Annotated in this window: 15 protein-coding genes; 6 read left to right on the top strand and 9 right to left on the bottom strand. The window is 46.3% G+C overall.

Annotated elements, in window-relative coordinates:
• Positions 1–122: 122 nt before the first annotated feature.
• The 4 genes from QT979_RS20310 to QT979_RS20295 form a co-directional block, all read right to left on the bottom strand.
• Entirely contained in the window at positions 123–2,774 is a 2,652-nt protein-coding gene (locus QT979_RS20310; RefSeq protein WP_333213625.1) for a GAF domain-containing protein, read from the bottom strand.
• A gap of 579 nt (positions 2,775–3,353) precedes the next feature.
• Positions 3,354–4,487, bottom strand: a complete 1,134-nt coding sequence (locus QT979_RS20305; RefSeq protein WP_333311515.1) for a glycosyltransferase family 1 protein — start codon at positions 4,485–4,487, stop codon at positions 3,354–3,356.
• Between the two features lie 683 nt (positions 4,488–5,170).
• Positions 5,171–6,319, bottom strand: coding sequence for an NAD-dependent epimerase/dehydratase family protein (locus QT979_RS20300; RefSeq protein WP_333213619.1), 1,149 nt, complete (start codon positions 6,317–6,319; stop codon positions 5,171–5,173).
• A gap of 110 nt (positions 6,320–6,429) precedes the next feature.
• Positions 6,430–7,020: a chromophore lyase CpcT/CpeT gene (locus QT979_RS20295; protein ID WP_333213617.1), complete on the bottom strand. Its 591-nt coding sequence runs from the start codon at positions 7,018–7,020 to the stop codon at positions 6,430–6,432.
• Positions 7,021–7,216: 196 nt separating this feature from the next.
• Here QT979_RS20295 and QT979_RS20290 point away from each other — a divergent pair, with 196 nt between their 5' ends.
• Positions 7,217–7,441, top strand: coding sequence for a KTSC domain-containing protein (locus tag QT979_RS20290; protein WP_333102552.1), 225 nt, complete (start codon positions 7,217–7,219; stop codon positions 7,439–7,441).
• A gap of 94 nt (positions 7,442–7,535) precedes the next feature.
• Here the strand turns inward: QT979_RS20290 and QT979_RS20285 are convergent, their stop codons facing one another.
• The gene (locus QT979_RS20285) at positions 7,536–7,748 is read right to left on the bottom strand and encodes a helix-turn-helix transcriptional regulator (protein ID WP_333311514.1); all 213 of its coding nucleotides are present in this window, start codon (positions 7,746–7,748) and stop codon (positions 7,536–7,538) included.
• A gap of 39 nt (positions 7,749–7,787) precedes the next feature.
• Between QT979_RS20285 and QT979_RS20280 the strand changes: the two genes are divergently transcribed.
• From QT979_RS20280 to QT979_RS20270, 3 genes are all read left to right on the top strand, one after another.
• Complete coding sequence (locus QT979_RS20280) at positions 7,788–8,036, top strand: hypothetical protein (RefSeq protein WP_333311513.1); 249 nt, start codon at positions 7,788–7,790, stop codon at positions 8,034–8,036.
• 320 nt (positions 8,037–8,356) lie between these two features.
• Complete coding sequence (locus QT979_RS20275; RefSeq protein ID WP_333311512.1) at positions 8,357–8,677, top strand: hypothetical protein; 321 nt, start codon at positions 8,357–8,359, stop codon at positions 8,675–8,677.
• Positions 8,596–9,048, top strand: a complete 453-nt coding sequence (locus QT979_RS20270) for an HNH endonuclease signature motif containing protein (RefSeq protein WP_333311511.1) — start codon at positions 8,596–8,598, stop codon at positions 9,046–9,048. The genes QT979_RS20275 and QT979_RS20270 overlap by 82 nt, the downstream gene beginning before the upstream one ends.
• Before the next feature lie 151 nt (positions 9,049–9,199).
• Here QT979_RS20270 and petL read toward each other — a convergent pair whose 3' ends face one another.
• Positions 9,200–9,301 (bottom strand): cytochrome b6-f complex subunit PetL, encoded by a 102-nt coding sequence (gene petL, locus QT979_RS20265; protein ID WP_006633742.1) that lies wholly within the window; start codon positions 9,299–9,301, stop codon positions 9,200–9,202.
• Between the two features lie 77 nt (positions 9,302–9,378).
• Here petL and aroB point away from each other — a divergent pair, with 77 nt between their 5' ends.
• Positions 9,379–10,473 carry a 3-dehydroquinate synthase gene (gene aroB, locus QT979_RS20260; RefSeq protein WP_333213608.1) on the top strand — a complete coding sequence of 365 codons (1,095 nt, stop codon included), beginning with the start codon at positions 9,379–9,381 and terminating at the stop codon, positions 10,471–10,473.
• A gap of 96 nt (positions 10,474–10,569) precedes the next feature.
• Here the strand turns inward: aroB and QT979_RS20255 are convergent, their stop codons facing one another.
• On the bottom strand, positions 10,570–11,325 hold the full coding sequence (locus tag QT979_RS20255) for a tetratricopeptide repeat protein (protein WP_333213607.1): 756 nt from the start codon (positions 11,323–11,325) through the stop codon (positions 10,570–10,572).
• Between the two features lie 190 nt (positions 11,326–11,515).
• On the opposite strand from QT979_RS20255, the gene QT979_RS20250 reads away from it, so the two are divergent.
• On the top strand, positions 11,516–12,352 hold the full coding sequence (locus QT979_RS20250; protein ID WP_333213606.1) for a stomatin-like protein: 837 nt from the start codon (positions 11,516–11,518) through the stop codon (positions 12,350–12,352).
• On the opposite strand, the gene folP is transcribed toward QT979_RS20250, so the two are convergent.
• Positions 12,343–13,209: a dihydropteroate synthase gene (gene folP / locus QT979_RS20245; protein ID WP_333311510.1), complete on the bottom strand. Its 867-nt coding sequence runs from the start codon at positions 13,207–13,209 to the stop codon at positions 12,343–12,345. The two genes, QT979_RS20250 and folP, sit on opposite strands and share 10 nt — an antisense overlap.
• Before the next feature lie 93 nt (positions 13,210–13,302).
• The gene (locus QT979_RS20240; RefSeq protein WP_333311509.1) at positions 13,303–13,863 is read right to left on the bottom strand and encodes a Uma2 family endonuclease; all 561 of its coding nucleotides are present in this window, start codon (positions 13,861–13,863) and stop codon (positions 13,303–13,305) included.
• Between the last annotated feature and the right edge of the window lie 61 nt (positions 13,864–13,924).

Genomic DNA, 13,924 nt, shown 5'->3' with positions numbered 1-13,924 from the left:
ACTTTAATATGCCATCCGATTTATCATTTCACATTTTTACACTTGTTAACTCTGTCATAAGGAAGATTTAAAATCTTTATCAAATCTTTTTACTTTTGAACACTCGGATGTAATATGATCTACTACTTGGTTGTCATCGTATGCACACCGTCCCAATCATCGGGCGGGGGTACTTCCAAATAGCTCAGGGATCGGTCTAGGTGAACTTCCACAGGTCGATCGCTGGGTCGCATTGCTAAAGCCGCTTCAAAATAACTAATAGCTTTCTGAAAATTTCTAGCAATATAAGCATCCCTACCGTTACTGTAAAGTTCCAAAAACCGAACGGTTTCCCCATCCATGGGTTCAGAACTATTTTGCAGCAACTCGTAAATACCCACTGGCTGATTTTTGCCCTTAACCCGCACCTTGTCCAACTCTCGCACCCAAATCCCTTCGCGACACAAACTGTATGTAAATTCGCTCAAAATTATATCGCAGCCGTACTCCTTTGTAAGCTGTTCCAATCGCGAACTCAAATTCACCGCATCGCCGATTACCGTGTAATCCATTCGCTTTTGAGAACCAATATTTCCCGAAACCACCTCTCCGGAACTAATTCCAATTCCGAAGCGAAATGGATCTTCGCCGGGGCGAGAATCATTAAACTCTTTCAAACGCCGGCGCATATCTAAAGCCGACTGCACCGCCATCCAACCATGACTTTCCGGGGGATTCAGGGGCAGGGGCGCGCCGAAAACCGCCATTAAAGCATCGCCGATAAACTTGTCTAAAGTGCCTTCGTAGTGGAAAACTGCCTCCACCATCGTCTCAAAATATTCGTTCAGCAGGGATACCACATCCGACGCTCCCAAATTTTCAGTCAGCGTGGTGTAGCCGCGAATGTCGGAAAATAAAATAGTCACTTCTTTGCGTTCGCCCACCATCAGGGCGCCTTCACCCAAGGCCATCACTTTATCTACGACTCCAGGAGTCAGATAGCGGTACATCGTATTTTTCATCCGCTTTTCGCGACTGATGTCTTCGAGTACCACTAAACCTCCGCGCACGCCGCCCTCTGGATTGATCAGCGGGTTGACAGTCAAATTCAAACTACGTTCAATTACTTTAATTCGAGAGGCGGGGATGGGCAGCGGACAATAAGGGTGATACAGGGCAGAATTTCGCAGCGCAAATAGAGATTGGGCATTAGCTAATTCTGCCAGCGCTACTTCCTCAGTCCACGCGCGGTTTTCGCCCCAAGCGTAATATAAATTAGGATCAGTGCGATCGGGCACGGCCAAAATATAACTTTCTTCTTCTTCTTTTTTTTGGGAATTTAGCGTTTTTTCTACCAACAGTCCCACAGTTAAACTTTGTTCAGGAACGTAATGTCGGGCAGCATTTTTGAGACTGTCTTCTAGTCGAAATTGCAAATTGTCGATCGGCACAACTTCCCAAACATAGCGATTCACCAGTTTATCTTCCCAAATCTGGGGATTGTGTTTGCTTTTAGCTTGATTTACCGGACAGCCCAACAATTCCAGCGCTGCTTCGTTAATTGTTACAACTCGCCCCTGTAAATCGGTGGAAATTACTGCATCTGAAAGACTTTGCAGCATATCTTTTTGATACTGCTTTTCCACCATCACGTTTTGAAACAGTTGAGAATTTTGCAGCGCCATTCCCGCTTGGGAATTAAACGCTCGCAAAAACTCTTCGTCGGAAGGGGTGAAACTACCTTGGTTCTTATTAATTAGCTGAGTTACCCCGATCAGCTCACCTTTAGCGTTATGCACCGGCATACACAAAACAGTCCGAGTGCGGTATCCCGTTTGCTGGTCTGTAGATGGGTCAAAGCGGGGATCGTCGTAAGCATCTGTAATATTTAGAGGTTGACCAGTCGAAGCGACATAGCCAGCAATTCCCCTATTCGCGGGAATACGAATTTCCATCATCGTTGTGCCGTCAGCCTTGGCGACTTTTGTCCAGAGTTCGTTGGTTTCCCGATTTAACAAAAATAGCGTGCTGCGATCGGCTTGCATCAAGTCGCGAGCTTGATCCATTACAGAGCGCAAAGTTGTTTCCAAGTCAAGACTTTGACCCAAAGTCGTGGTGGCTCTCAAAAGTGCGGCAACCCCTCGCTGGTTGCGCGCCACGACGTAGAAAGACTGACAGCTTTCGAGAATAATCCCGATCGAATCTGCAAAAGCCTGGAACTGCTGTTCGTCTTCCTCGTTAAAGGGGGCATCGCCAGCTTTATTTAACAATCTGACCACCGCTACGGGTTCATGTTGGCTCTTGCTGCTAAAAATTGGCATACAGAGGATGGTCTCGATCTGATAGCCCGGTGGTTCGTCTACTTCGGTATTAAAATACTCGTGCGATCGAGCTTCGGCGACATTAATCGATTTTCCGGTTGTTGCTACATAGCCTAAAATGCCTGCATCCATCGGCAAGCGCACTTCTACATCCTCGCCCGTAAGTGGATCGACGGTTTTGTGCCACAGTTGATTTTTGTTCGAGTCAACCAAAAAAATTGTTGTCCGGTCTGCTTGCAAAATTTGACCAATTTTGACAGTGAAGGCATCTAAAAGTTGCTCTAAGAGACTTTCGAGTGCTTCATTGTTAATCAGGTCCATCGCCCGGATAAATTGCTGAAATTCAGCCGTGATAAAGTCCAGCAGGCACACTAATTCAGGAACTGGCAGGCTCTTAACACGGGAGGTCAATGCCCCCATAAAATTGACTTGAGTCAGTGTAGCCAGAACGCTACCAGTATTGGAGAATGTCATGATTAACTGCTTGCTCAGAGGGGTAGACTGACCGCAGGTCGATCGGCGCTAGATTCGGCGGTGCAAACTCTTGAATTTGTTTGCAAGCGCATCGGCACTCGCTTGTCGCTTTGATGAATCGTGAGTTCAAAAGTGGCGCACGCAACTTCAGTTTGCTTGTTATGTATGCTCGATCGATCTTTTTTACAACCTCGATACTGATGAGGGTTCGTCAATTCAAGCTGAACTTGAGTTAGCAAAACTGCTAGCCTGAACATTAGGTGACAGGCTTTAGTTGGATCGAGAGTGCAATGTAGATTGGACGCCCTGTTCTCGGCCCCAGCGCGCGGTGTGACTGTTTTAGCGCACTCGGCGACCGTATCCGGTCAGCTAAAGGGCGCTATGAAAGCAGCGCGCAAGGCATTCCTACAGAGCTTACTCATAGTTTAATGGTAAATGCAACAGCAGGATAACAACGGTAATTTATACAGCAAAAAAGTTCGATCAATCTTTGAAAACATCCGTATTCAATACAAACTGACGATCGAACAGCGAAGCTAAGCTGGCGGTGATGTTTCAAGGTGCTACAGATCCTGACATTTAGGCTGCTCTGGGCATGGACTGGGAAAATACCACCGATTGATAGTAGCGCTGCAGTTGTGCGGCGGCGGCGGCCCAACCCCAGCGTTCGGCTTCTCGGCGAGCGTTATGGCGCAGGGTTTCCCGTTCTTCAGGATTCGCAAACAGACGCTGGGTGGCGGCGAGTGCTCCTTCTTCGTCAGCGGGATCAAATAAATATCCGTTAACACCGTCGGTGACGATATCGGGAATTCCGCCGCTGCGCGCTGCCACTACAGGCGTCCCCGCAGCCATGGCTTCTAGGAGCACTAAGCCCAGGGTTTCGGTGCGGGAGGGAAAAATGAAGGCGTCGGCAGATGCGTAAGCTCTTGCCAGTTCTTGCCCCTTGAGATAGCCGACAAAATTGGTGGGTGTACCGGCAAAATATTGTTCCAGGGTTTGCCGATGCGGGCCGTCTCCCACTAAGGCGAGGCGGGCATCGGGAATTGCTGCGAGGACGGGTTTGATGCGTTCGATTTCTTTTTCTGCACCGAGGCGGCCGACGTACAGCAGCAGGGGACTGTCTGGGTTATTTGCAGAAAGGCGCGATCGCATTTCTCGACTTGCCAATTCCGGGACAAACATTTCAGTATCTACGCCCCGCTGCCACAAATCTACCCGATCGATGCCGTGGTTTCTGAGTTCTTCCACCATTGCTGTAGAAGTACACAGATTCAATTCTGCTTGGTTGTGAGCACCTTTGAGCAATTCCCACAATAAAGGTTCGAGGACTCCAAAACCGTAATGGTGCAAATATTTCGGCAAATGCGTGTGGTAAGAAGCCAAAATCGGAATGTTGAACTTTTTCCCGTAATATATACCGCCCAATCCCAAAATAGCGGGATTGACAACATGAATAATATCCGGTTTAAACTGCTCTAATTGGCGACCGACAGCGGGAGAAGGAAGTGCCATTTTCAATTCCGGGTACATTGGCAAAGGCAAGCCCTCCACCCCGTAAACTCGTGCGCCTTTGTATTCTTTAATTCCGTAATCTGGAGAAAATATCAGAACTTGTTCGCCCGATCGCTGCAAGTGATCTACAGTGTGAATCAGGCGCGTTACAATGCCGTCTATTTTCGGCAAAAATGTTTCAGTGAAAAGAGCAATTTTCATAAAAATAAGTTACTTAGGGAGCAGATAATTATAGCTTGGGGCAAACGTCATCGGTAACAGGATACACTGTGTCGGGGGGAGTCAGTCATGGCGTGCTATCGGCTGCTTTTCTACACTTTTTCTGTCAGTTGCAGTACAGCTAATTCCGAGCGAGAGGTTTTTGGGATAAAATGCCAATTCCCTGAATGCCAATTGATACAATTATCCCACCTAAAAGCCATCCCACACTTTTGGTCAAGCAATTAATTCTGTAAATTTCCTGTGCTGTTCCGGCAATTTATCTTGCTTTTTAAGTGGCAGATAAGCCTTCGCTAACTCGCCACTAATTTAGATCGCTCGGCGTTACAGCAGCCCATTGTCCTATTAAATAATAAGCCCAAACTGCCTTCGCTGAAAATCCAGGCATAACCACTAAAAGTAACAGAATTAGAATTCGACTTTTCACGGCTTTTCTTCTCAAACAAGCCAGCAGTAAAAACCTGATGCCATCTTTTAATTAACCGCAGAGGACACAGAGAACACAGAGCAAGAGATAAAAAAGATAGATTATCGTAATATACAGCCAAGTCCATTCAGAACTTGCGAACCCTTCTCCTATCTTCCCTTCTTTTCTCTTACTTCGCGCGCTTCGCGCCTTCGCGGTTCGTTAAAAAATCTCTTACCCCGCAAATAGATACCAGAACTTACTTCCAAGAAACCTTCGGCAAAATCTGGTTTTTATCCACACGGTGCTGATATTTTGTAGCAAAATTCAGCAGAGAATCGAGCAGGGAATCTGAGAGATAGTGCGGTTGCAAACCGAGATCTAGCAAATTGGTGTTTTTGGCATTGAAATAATGTTCTTCTTTCTCGACTCTGGGATTTTCGATGTTGTTGATTTCTACTTTTAATCCCATTGCCGTGCCTGCTTTTTGCACCAAGGAGGCTAAGTCGCCGACGCTGAATTGTTCGGTGAATTGGTTGAAGACGCGGAATTGTCCGGCTTCGGCGGGGTTGGCGATCGCTAATTCCACGCACCGCACGGTATCCCGAATGTCTAAGAAGCTGCGGGTTTGTCCGCCACTGCCATAAACCGTCAAAGGATGACCGATCGCAGCTTGGATGCAAAATCTGTTCAATGCTGTACCGAATACTCCGTCGTAGTCCAAACGGTTGATCAGCAGTTCATCCATGCCGGTTTCATCTGTGAGCACGCCGTAAACTACGCCCTGATTTAAGTCGGTGGCTCTTAAACCCCAGATTTTGCAAGCAAAATGGATGTTGTGGGAGTCGTGGACTTTTGACAGGTGGTAGAAACTGCCTGGTTGTTTGGGATAGGGTAGTGTATCCTTGCGCCCGTTGTGTTCGATCGTAATGTAGCCTTCTTCAATGTCAATATTCGGCGTGCCGTATTCGCCCATTGTCCCCAATTTCACTAGGTGACAATCGGGGAAGTCTTCGCGGATGGCGTACAGCAGGTTGAGTGTCCCGACGACGTTATTGACTTGAGTAAGGACTGCGTGTTCGCGATCGATCATTGAGAAAGGTGCCGAACGCTGTTCGCCGAAATGGACGATCGCCTCTGGTGCAAATTTTCTCATGCTTTTGCTGAGAAAATCGTAGTTGGTGATGTCACCGACGAACAAGTCGATCGACTTGCCCGTTAAATCTTGCCATCGCTGGAGTCGTTGCTGAATCGGTGCGATGGGAGTGAGGGTGTCGCTGCACAGTTCCAGATCCCAGTGCCGCCGCACGAAGCTGTCGAGGATGCCAACTTCGTAACCTTTGTTAGAAAGGTAGAGTGCGGTTGCCCAACCGCAATAGCCATCGCCACCAATAACCAGGACTTTCATAAATCAACGGTGAATCTTGCTTGCCAATACTGGGTTAATGTACCAGGTATTGGTGCATTCTGAACCTTTAATCAAGCGTGTTCGCCCAGGAAGGAGTCTGTTTTTTTAGATTAAACCTGAATTTCGTCGGCGAAACTGGCTCGGCGGGTGAATTCAAAGGGGCCGGCCTGGGCCCCCCAGACGTGGGCGTCGGTTTCTGGGTCACGTCCGCGATCGTGGCTAATAAACTTTTCTTGGTCAATCTCGAATTCGCTGTCTAAATAGGTTTTTTTGCCCTTTCTGACCACCATGCAGCCTTTTCCGGGTTCGACAGACCCTTTGAAGCTGTTGCCCGTCCACTGCGTAATAAAGGTGCAGCCGGGAAGTAGAGTCAGTTGTGCTTTTTTGATTTCTTGCAGCCGTTGCGGGTCGCGGGCAGCGCCGTAGAATTGTTCTTCGTTTTCTATGGCATAATTTTCGATGTCGATTCGATCGCCCACCGGGACTAATTTCAAAACTCGGACTCGGTACGGTACATTCAGTTCAATATCGTAGGCTTGTTCTAGGTATAAGCTGATCCCATCCAGAACTTCGATCGGCAAAGGCCTCATGCAGACGCGGATGTGGGCGAAGAATGGCGGATTTTCAAAGGCTTGGGCTTGGTTGCTGAAATCGGCAGCCATCCAGCGGGCGAGGGTGACGATATCTGTGGAATGAGACATATCGATTTTAGATTTTAGATTTTAGATTTTGGATTGGGGGAGTAGAAGTTATTTTAGGGGAAAGCGGGCGATCGCGCGCTACATCCCGGACTTCTGCGAAGTCGAGGATCTGAGTATTCTGTTTTTTTAGGCGGGCTAATTTAAATTGCAGGGCGATCGGCTATAAATAGTTAGAGAAAAGCATCGCCTAATTACCATGAAACTAGAACCTGTTGAATCTAGCATGATCCAATCTGCGGGTTATGACGAGGAAAGCTACACCCTCGAAGTTGTTTTCAATAGTGGCAAAACATATCGATACTTTGAAGTCCCCAAGACTGTCTACTTGGAACTGATGGAATCAGATTCCAAAGGTAGTTATATGCTATCTGACGTTATTGATTGTTTCCCCTACGAACAAGTAAAGAAACGGCGGCGATAAGTACGGCATTAATCAACGTATCCCATTAGCGCGATCGCCCTTTTCTTCTACCAGCGCTAGAATTTTTAGTCGAACACGCCCCATTGGTGCGCCCTCAATCTTCCAAAATCTCGACCAAATCTTCCATTGTCACGTCGAAGGCGCGGGCAATTTTGTAGACAGCAGAAAGATCGACTGTATTCAAAGCATCACGCTGAACGTAGCTTCTGACAGTGTTGTAATTAACTCCGGATTGATTGGCAACTTGCTTTAGTGTCCAACCCTTTTGCTCAGCTAGTTCTCGAATCCGCAGTCTAACGTATCCCATGTTTTAACTTGACATTGATGCGTATGCAACATATGATCTATGTACAGTGAAAACGATCGCCCTCCTAGCCTCGAAAACTTAAGGGCGATCGCTTTTTCTACCACACCCCACGAACGTGGGGAAGGATTACCCTATGATACCAACATCCAAGCCCAAATTAAACACTCATCCCTGGTGTATCGTGCGGCAATTACCAAATATGCAGCGATTGGTGGTTGCTCGGTTCCACCGTCGGGGCGATGCGGAGGGATACATACAGATTTTATGGCGGTTGTTGCCGACGGCTAAACACGCGATAGTTTTTGATACGACAGGGGCTGAGAAATTGGCAGAAGTTCGATCGACTCAATTAGATTCAATACTCCGGACAGTTTTTGAGATGGAGGCTGAAACCCTCATTCTACCGTTAGCATTCGACCTCACTGAGAAGGCTGAAACCCTCATTCTGCCGTTAGTGATTGAAAACTGTCCGGACTATTGTTAGATTGAATGTTTTAATTAATCAGGAGCGATCGTGTCTTATAGCAAGTGCGATCGCTCCTTCATTAAATCCACTTGACAACTGATAAGCTACAATATTTCAAGAGTATTTGAGAGCTTCGATCCCTATGAATACTCAATTAATGGTAAAACCTTCTTCTTTGATGCTTTGGGGCATCAAAATGGTAGAATTTGGGAATATTTACTTATTCAGATTTACCGACGATCTCCAATCTCGCATGGAAGAACTGCTAGAGAGAAAAAGACTAGATTTGTTAACTGTCGATGAAATTCCCGAATTAGCTGGCCTCATAGAACTATCCCGAATTTTTACCTTGATTAACGCCCAACTTTCCACTCAAGCTAAATGGTGTCCGATCGCACTCGACAATTTATACGACAACGAGCTAAATATCTCTGCGAATACTGCCACTCTCCAGAATATCTAAGCCCAGATCGCTTTACCATAGATCATCTCATGCCCAAATCTCTAGGCGGATCTGATGACAGTAAAAATTTAGCATTAGCTTGCCGTCGCTGCAACGAATGCCACTACAATTTTACCAACGGAATTGACCAGGAAACTCAGCAAGAATGTTTATTATTTAATTCTCGTCAGCAGCAGTGGTCAGAACATTTTATCTGGACAGCAGATGGTCTAAATATTGTCCCTAAAACTCCCATAGGTCGAGCAACGTGCAATCGGCTTGACCTTAATTATGAACGTTATGATGAAGAGGATTCGATTCGGCGATCGCGCAGGTTTTGGGTAGAATGTGGTTGGCATCCACCTGCTGAAGATGCTCGTCAATTAGAATAAGCACGATCGTTCAATCCAAAAGTTTTATGAAATGAAGCATTTGCGCCGTCAATCTACAGATAAACCTAGAGATTTTTGGCGCAAATACGTTGTCGAACTGATACTTTTGCCAGAGATTAAATCCTCTGGTTGAGACATCTAAATTAGCAAATTAGATGAGTTTGACAGCCCGCAGACCAAACATCAGCACTGTCGCCAAGCCGATCATGCCGCCAAAAATCCCAAAATAAGTTATTGCTCCGCTAAGAGTCATTGCAATTTCTCCAAAACAATCAATAAAAAGACCTATAAGAACTATAATCTAAAATCTAATATCTAAATTAGATAAATATGCAATCCATAATTAAAGTTGACTTGGGGCCACAATCTTACAATGTTTGCGTGCGATCGGGCGGATTAGACGAACTCGGCAGTCTGATGGGCGATCTAAGTTTGGGCAAAAAAGTGCTGCTGGTGTCCAATCAGTCGATTTTTCGGCAGTACGGCGAAAGAGCAACCGCAGCCCTCGAATCAGCCGGTCTGGAAGTCGGTAGCTGCATTTTACCACCGGGAGAACAGTACAAAACTTTAAATTCGGTACAGAAAATTTACGGTGCGGCTTTGGAAAACCGCTTAGAACGTTCCTCGACAATGGTCGCTTTGGGCGGCGGGGTTGTGGGCGATATGACGGGTTTTGCGGCGGCGACTTGGCTGCGGGGAATTAATGTCGTGCAGGTTCCGACTTCGCTGCTGGCGATGGTTGATGCTTCTATTGGTGGCAAAACAGGGGTAAATCATCCTTTAGGGAAGAATTTAATCGGGGCTTTTCACCAGCCACGTTTGGTGTTAATTGACCCGGATGTACTCAAAACTCTGCCGGCGAGGGAGTTTCGTTCGGCGATGGCGGAAGTGATTAAGTACGGAGTGATTTGGGATGTTGAATTGTTTGAAAAGTTGGAAAAGTGCAAGCGTTTGGATCAAATGCGCTATGTGAAGGCGGATTTGTTGGCTGAAATTTTAAGCAGGTCTTGCCAAGCTAAGGCTGAGGTGGTTAGCAAAGACGAGAAGGAATCGGGTTTGCGGGCGATTTTGAATTACGGACACACCATCGGTCATGCTGTGGAAAGTTTGACCAATTACAAGGTGATCAATCACGGGGAAGGAGTGGCAATCGGCATGGCTGCGTCAAGCCGATTGGCTGTGGAGTTGGGAATGTGGGATGCTGAGTGCGATCGCCGTCAGTCTGCTTTGATTGAAAAAGCGGGTTTACCTGCCAAATTGCCGGCGGGTGTGGATGTTGAGGAAATTTTGCATACTTTGCAACTGGATAAGAAGGTGCAGGATGGCAAGGTGCGGTTTGTGCTGCCGGTGCGCTTGGGTGAGGCTGCTGTGAGCGATCGGGTGGATGGGGATTTGATTATACAAGTTTTGAAGGAAATGCTTTAGATTCTCGTTTTTGGGGCTGTTTAACCGCCGCTGAACGCCCATTAACGCCGATCGCCAAAGGTGTTTTTTCTTTCAATGTGCGATCGGCGGTTGAGTTTAGGACTCGCTGGATCGCGAATTGATTTCCTCCAAAATTTTATCTACTCTGTTAGCAGCTTGAGTTCTACCTTGCTTGATAAATAACTCCTTAGCTTTTTTGAGACTGGCTACCGCCTCCGCTTGGTTTTCCTTGTCTCCTTGCTGGTACAAACCGACTCCTAAATTGTTTAAAGCATCGGGATATCGATCGTTAATTTTAACGGCTTGTCTCCACTGAACAATTGCTTCTGGCAACTGGCCTTGACTTGCCATTGCCACGCCTAAATCGTTGTGAGCTTTGGCGTGCTGTGGGTTGACTTCAATTGCTTTTTGGAATAAAACGATCGCATCGCTCATTTTATCTTGCCCCGACAGCATAGTTCCCAACTTGTAATAAGCATCCGCTTCTTTGGGATAGCGAGCGATTAGTTGTCGGTACAAAGCTTCGGCATTGACAAGATTCCCTTGACCGTAAAGGTCGTTGGCAGTTCTCAAGCCCACCGTGTAGCCTTTACCTACAACTTGGCACTTTTTCTCGGAGTTGCCTTCTTGCTTGCAAATCCTGAGTTCGTCTCCCTTCATTTCGTAGGAAATTACTTCCCGAACAGCAGGGCCTCGGCGCGGTGGCTGCGAGTTTTGCGAGAGTTGCAGGGCGATTGGCTCAGCTTGTGCCGATTGAGCCACTGCTGCATTGCAGATTCCTGCACCCACCAAAATGCTTGGGGCGATCCACCTTAAGGGTTTGAACAAGCGAAACTCTCGATCGTTTTTCATGTCTTTTGTGGAAACGTTTGTTGATATCCTGGGTTTGACTAGCGCCCTGAGAGTCGGAGCCGATGGAACCCACCCGGTGAAATAGTTAGTTATTAACAGTCGAGATATTTTAGCACTGCGGAGCCGAGTTTGAGTTAAATTAGAGTAGAATTTCGATCAATTCTCAGTCAACCTTAGCAGGAAAATAGAAATGGGGCAGTCTATTCTTACCATGCTCTTTGCGCTCATCCTCGGCTACGCTGTTAACTCCAGCGTCAAAATAGTCAGCGGTGGCGACGAAGCTTTAGTGGAACGTTTGGGTCAATACAAGCGCACTCTAAAGCCAGGATTCCACTTTATCAGTCCCCTGGTCGAAAAAGTCGTCTGCGTGGACACAAGCCGTGAAAGAGTTTTAGACATTAAACCTCAGTCAGCAATCACGGGAGATAATGTGGCTCTCGAAGTCGATGCCGTTGTGTACTGGCGGGTTGTGAATTTACAGAAAGCTTATTATGGAATCGATCAAATTGAAAATGCGATCGCCAACTTAGTGTTAACGACGTTTCGCGCTGAAATTGGTCGATTGCCAATGCAAGACATCTTGGGTTCCCGAGATGACATGAATAAAAAGTTACTCAAAAAGTTGGACGAAGCTACCGAAACTTGGGGTGTCAAAGTAATTCGGGTGGAAATTCAAAGCATTACACCTCCGAAAAGGGTGCAAGAAGCTATGGAATTGGAGCGCGCCACTAAGAGCGAGTGGCAAGCAATGGTTAATAAGGCGATCGGCACTAAGGAGTATATGAGGCTCTTAGTTGAAGCTTTAGACTCCCATCCCAATAGTAAGCAAGTTTTGAATTACTTAGTAACCGAAAAATACTTAGACGCTCAACAAAAATTGGGCGAAAGCGACAATGCCAAAATTCTGTTTATGGATCCGAGAAGCATGACGGAAGCTCTGGGCGAGCTGATGGGTTCTATGCCCGATGTCATTCATTCTGAGGGCGGGGAAATGAAAGTTATTGATACTCACACTTCTCAAGACTGATTTCTGAAGATAGCGTCGGCAACCAGACAAACATCGTGCATTTCTCTGACATCGTGAACTCGCAAGATATCTGCCAAATTTGCGATCGCACCTGTACAAGCCGCCGCTGTCCCCCAAACTCTTTGTTTCGCTTCTGGCTGATTCAAAATGTGACCGATGAAGCTTTTTCGCGATACTCCGACTAAAATCGGACAGTTTAAAACACGGAATTTTCGCAAATCTCGCAGAATTTCTAAGTTTTGACTGTAAGTCTTGGCAAAGCCAATACCAGGGTCGAGAATTATTTGAGATTTGTCAATCCCCGCAGCAACTGCTGCAGCAATTCGACTCTCGAAAAATTCCCCAATTTCCCCCATTAAATCCCGATAATCTGTCAGTTGTTGCATCGTTTGGGGAGTTCCCCGAATGTGCATCAAAATTATTGGCACTTTTAACTGAGCAACCGTTGACAGCATTTCCGCATCAAAAGTAGCTCCCGAAATATCGTTAATTATATCCGCTCCCGCCTCAACCGCAGCTTTCGCAACCTGCGCTCTGGTAGTATCGACTGAAATAGGAACTGAGCCAAAAATATCGGCTTTTTGTCGGAGTATTTGTACGACAGGTATAACGCGATTAATCTCTTCTCCTAATGATATTTCCGCTGCACCAGGCCGAGTAGATTGACCGCCAATATCAATAATATCTACCCCCGATTTTACCATATTTTCCGCTTGCGCCAAAGCAGATTCTATGGTATAGAAATCTCCGCCGTCGCTGAAGCTATCAGGGGTAACATTCAAAACGCCCATTAAATAAGTGCGTTTTCCCCACTCGAAAACTTTATTTCTAACTGTATTTTTTTTGTTATTTATCATATCACCTCATCACTCGGCGATTGAAATCGCTTCTTGTAAAACGAAATCCCTCTCTAAAATACGCAAGAATAAAGCAGAAGCGCCTTTCTTAATTCAACCAAAACTTAACCAGCTAAAAACAGTGTCCACTGTCAATTCTAATTCAATTTTATCAATTATTGGCAACCGAGCTGCACCTTTGTACAGTTCTACTTTTTGTCCCGGAAATACCGCCAAAATACTCTCTTCTTCTGGATCTAGTAACCACCCCAACTCAGTGCCGTTTCGCGAACAGTGGAGTAAGTTACTCAGCACTTTTGTTTGACTTTGGTTTGGAGATAGAATTTCTATCGACCAGTCGGGATTAATGTCAAAGCGGTTAGCAATTCTACCCGACGGCAAAAAAGGAATTCTTTCCCATCGGAATACTGCTACATCTGGCACGATTGATGCGTCGCCAAAAGTGCAGCGCAACTCGGGAAAAGCATTGGCAATTTTCCGAGTTTTCGCTACTTGATTGATAGTCTTGCAGAGTTCACCTAGAAGTACGCTGTGTTCACCTTGAGGCATCGGCTTCTGAATGATTTGTCCCTCAAGAAATTCTGAGGCCGGTTCAGTTTCAGGAAGTTTGAGGAACTCGTCTAAGGCGGGTTTGGGTTTAACGATCGCAGTCATAGCTTAATTCTCCCGATCCGAGAAACACTGAACGGCACATCACAATTGTAGGCGATCGCTG

It is taken from the genome of Microcoleus sp. w2-18bC1, assembly GCF_036700365.1.
Classification (GTDB): Bacteria; Cyanobacteriota; Cyanobacteriia; order Cyanobacteriales; family Microcoleaceae; genus Microcoleus.
The sequence above is the reverse complement of the archived record's forward strand: the minus strand, read 5'-3'. Positions and strand labels throughout refer to the sequence as shown.